The 4,464-nt window shown below is 71.0% G+C and carries 3 pseudogenes; all 3 read right to left on the bottom strand.

The window, feature by feature from the left end:
- A pseudogene (locus tag IO30_RS48200) lies at positions 1–612 on the bottom strand (SDR family NAD(P)-dependent oxidoreductase); the annotation flags it as partial.
- A gap of 51 nt (positions 613–663) precedes the next feature.
- Positions 664–1,977 (bottom strand): annotated as a pseudogene (locus IO30_RS42270) (polyketide synthase dehydratase domain-containing protein); the annotation flags it as partial.
- A pseudogene (locus IO30_RS42265) lies at positions 1,932–4,464 on the bottom strand (type I polyketide synthase); the annotation flags it as partial. The pseudogenes IO30_RS42265 and IO30_RS42270, both read right to left, overlap by 46 nt.

Here is a 4,464-nt window from a genome sequence, read left to right as displayed (position 1 = left end):
CCGGCAACAACCCCGCCCGCGCCTGCGTCCGCAACGCACCCGCATCCAACAACACCGGCGCAACCAACGCCTCACCCAGACCCAACGCCCGGTCGAACAGCTCCAGACCGAGCTCGGTGCTCAGCGCTGCGGTGCCCATCCGCTCCAGTCGGGCGATCTCGGCCTCGTCGAGCTCACCCGCCATGCCGCCTGCGTTCGCCCAGAGGCCCCAGGCCAGCGAGGTCGCCGGCAGACCCTCCGCCCGACGGGACGCAGCAAGCGCATCCAGGAACGCGTTCGCGGCGGCATAGTTCGCCTGACCGGAACTGCCGACCAGCGCCGCAACCGACGAGAACAACACGAACGCCGACAGCTCCATACCCGCCGTCAACTCATGCACGAACCGACCAACTGCGCGAGTTCGTCGCGGTCGGCGACATCACAAGCCTCGACCCGCACCCGCGCACCCAGCGCCTCCAGCCCGGCCACGAGCTCACTGACACCCTCGGCCGCCGGACCCCGACGGCTCAGGAGCAGCAGGTTCCTCGCCCCGTACTCCCGCACGAAGTGCCCGGCGAACGACGCACCCAGACCACCCGTACCACCGGTGATCAGGACCGTGCCCTCCGGGTCCAGCGGCGAACGCTCGGCATCCGACGGACCGGCCTTGACCAGGCGCGGCGCGAACATCCGGCCGTCGCGGACGGCCAGCTGCGGCTCGTCCGAAGCGAGGACCGCGCCCCAGTCGGGCGACTCGTCCCCGTCGACGTCGACCAGCAGGAACCGGTCGGGGTGCTCGGACTGCGCGCTGCGCACCAGACCCCACACCGGGGACTGCGCCAGATCCGGCGCCTGCTCACCGACCGCGACCGCGTTCCGCGTCACCACCGCAAGGCGTGCACCGGCGAACCGCTCGTCGTCGAGCCACCGCTGGAGCAGCCGCAGCGTGCTCCCGGTGACGGCCCGGGCCGCCGTTGCCGCCCCGCTCTCCTCCTCCTGCAAGTCGGTGAGGGCAGCGACGACCAGGTCCGGGACGGTGGCGCCGTCGGTCAGCGCTTGTTCCAGAGCAGCGTCGAGGACAGCGGTCCTGGGCCGTTCGGCGCCGGACGCGGTCGCGACCTCGGTCCAGTCGAGGCGGAACAGCGCGTCGCCCTGTTCGCGTCGCGTGTCCTTCAACTGCGACTGCTCGACCGTACGGAACGCCAACTGCGCCACGCTGGCTACGAGTTCACCCTGCTCGGAGGCGATGTCGACGCGCAGCGAGGATTCCCCTCCCGATCCGATCCGGACCCGGACCCGAGCCAGACCGCCCTGCCCGAACCGGACACCGGACCACGAGAACGGCAGCCGCGCCGAACCGTCGCCCAGGTCGAGCCAGTCGAGCCCGCCGTGCAGGGACGCGTCGAACAGGGCCGGGTGGATACCGAAGCCCTTGGCCGTCTCCGCGTCCTCGTCGGGCAGTGCCACTTCGGCGAATACCTCGTCGCCGTCCCGCCAGGCGGCCTGCAGCCCCTGGAAGACGGGGCCGTAGTCGAAGCCGATCTCGGCCAGCCGTGCGTAGAGCACGTCCACGGCGATCGGTTCGGCGTCCACGGGCGGCCACTCGGCCGGCGCCCACGGCAGGCCCGCCGGGGTCTCGTCCTGCGCGAGCAGGCCACGGGCGTGGCAAGTCGCTTCGCGCTGACCGATCTCGGGCTGCGAGTAGATCGCAACCGGGCGACGGCCGTCCTCGTCCGGTTCGCCGACGGTCACCTGCACCCGGACAGCGGTGTCCGCGTCCAGGATCAGCGGTGCTTCGAGAACCAGTTCCTCAAGGAGCGAACTCCCCGCTTCCCGCCCGGCCGCACCGGCGAGCTCGACGAGCGTCGTGCCGGGCACGACCACCAGGCCCAGGACTCCGTGGTCCTGGGTCCACGGCGCGGTGTCCTGGGAAAGGCATCGATCCGCCCGAGCCCGGCCGCGGCCGGGTCCCCGGAGCCGCTGCCGGGAGCCAGCCAGTACCGCTCGCGCTGGAAGGCGTACGTCGGCAGCTCGACGCGCTGCGCGCCGGAGCCCGCGTAGAACGCAGCCCAGTCCACCGGCAGCCCGGAGACATGCGCCTGGCCCAGGAATCCGGCGAAGGTCTCCACCTCGGAGACGCGGGCCCGCAGCACAGGCGCGAAGACAGCACCTTCAACATCCACAACCTGCTGGGCCAGCGCCGTCAGGACGGCGTCCGGACCCACCTCGACGAACCGGGTCACGCCTTCGTCGGCGAGCGTCCGGATGCCGTCCGCGAAGCGGACCGCTTCCCGCACGTGGGAGACCCAGTAGCCAGGGTCGGTCAGCTCGGCGGACACCAGACCACCGGTCAGGTTCGACACGACTGCCACCTGAGGCTGGTGGAACGTCAGCCCCTCAGCAACCGCACGGAACTCGTCGAGCATCGGCTCCATCAGCGGCGAGTGGAACGCATGACTGACCCGCAGACGCGTCGTCTTGCGGCCCAGCTCCTGCCACTGGGGCAGCCACTCCTCAACCGCATCCAGCGCACCCGAGACGACCACCGCCAGCGGACCGTTCACCGCCGCGACCGACAGACGGTCCTCGAAGCCGGCCAGCGACTCCGCAACCTCAGCCTCAGTCGCCTGAACCGCAACCATCCCGCCACCAGCAGGCAGCGCACCCATCAACCGGCCACGCGCAGCAACCAGCCGGCACGCATCGGCCAGCGACAGAACCCCCGCGACGTGAGCACAAGCCAGCTCGCCGACGGAGTGACCGACCAGGACGTCCGCCCGGATGCCCAGCGATTCCAGCAGACGGAACAGCGCCACCTCAACCGCGAAGAGTGCAGGCTGCGTGAACTCCGTCCGGTCCAGAAGCGCCGCCTCCGACGAACCCTCCGCCGCGAACAACAGCTCCTTCAACGACCGCCCCAGCAGCCCGTCGAGCTGTGCACACACCTCGTCCACCGCCTCGGCGAACACCGGATAGACAGCAGCCAGACCCGCACCCATCCCCGCACGCTGCGCACCCTGACCCGTGAACAGGAACCCGGTCTTACCGAAGACCGGACGACCCGCCACCACACCGGCGCCAGGCTGCTGCTCAGCAAGCGCACCCAGCCCCGCCAGCAGAGCCTCACGGTCCGAAGCCACCACCGAACCCCGCTGGTCGAACTGCGTCCTGGACGTCACCGCCGAGAACGCCACGTCCAGCACACCCAGCTCCGGACGCTCCAGCAGATGCGACCGAAGCCGCCCCGCCTGCGCAGCCAGCGCCTCCGCACTCTTACCGGAGACCACCACCGGCACCACCGGCGGACGGTGGGCGGGCACCACCTCGGCGGCAACCGGCAGCTCCGGCGCAGCCTCGATGATCACGTGAGCGTTGGTGCCACTGACACCGAACGACGACACACCCGCACGGCGCGGCCGACCATCGGTGGCAGGCCATTCGATCACACCAGCCACACCAGCCGCAGCCGACGTATGACCGATGTTCGACTTGATCGAACCCAGCCGCAGCGGACCGTTCACCCGCTCCTGGCCATACGTAGCGAGCAGCGCCTGCGCTTCGATCGGGTCACCCAGACGCGTACCCGTCCCGTGACCCTCCACAGCGTCCACGTCAGCGGCGCGCAGGCCCGCGTTCTCCAGGGCCTGGCGGATCACGCGCTCCTGCGCGGGGCCGTTCGGCGAGGTGAGGCCGTTGCTCGCGCCGTCCTGGTTGACCGCGCTGCCCCGGACGAGGCCCAGGACCCGGTGTCCGTTGCGCTGGGCGTCCGAGAGGCGTTCGACGACGAGCAGGCCGACGCCGTCGGAGAAGCCGGTCCCGTCGGCGGAGGCCGCGTAGGACTTGCAGCGGCCGTCCTCCGCCAGACCCCGCTGACGGCTGAACTCCTGCAACAGGAACGGACCGGCCAGGACGGTCACGCCACCGACGAGCGCCAGCGAGCACTCACCCGAGCGCAGCGCCTGGGATGCCAGGTGCAGGGCGACCAGGGAGGACGAGCAGGCCGTGTCGACCGAGACCGCAGGGCCTTCCAGGCCGAGGGTGTAGGCGATCCGGCCGGAGACGACGCTCGTGGTCGAACCCGTGAGGCGGAAGCCTTCCAGCTCCGGCGGCGTCGACGCGCCGTAGTCCGAGGTCACGACGCCGGTGAACACGCCGGTGTCCGTGCCGTGCAGCGACGTCGGGTCCATGCCGGCGTCTTCGAGCGCCTCCCAGGCCGCTTCCAGCAGCAGCCGCTGCTGGGGGTCGCTGGCCAGGGCTTCGCGCGGGCTGATGCCGAAAAAGCCCGCGTCGAAGTCACCGGCATTGTCGAGGAAGCCGCCGCCGCGGGTGTACACGGTCCCGGTCTTCTCGGGGTCGGGGTTGTAGAGGCGTTCCAGGTCCCAGCCGCGGTCGGACGGCAGGCCCGAGATCGCGTCCCGGCCCTCCGCCACCAACTGCCACAACTCCTCAGGGTTCGACACCCCGCCCGGGTAACGGCAGGCCATA

The organism is Streptomyces xanthophaeus, from assembly GCF_000725805.1.
Classification (GTDB): domain Bacteria; phylum Actinomycetota; class Actinomycetes; order Streptomycetales; family Streptomycetaceae; genus Streptomyces; species Streptomyces xanthophaeus.
This window is presented reverse-complemented; position numbering and strand designations above follow the sequence as displayed.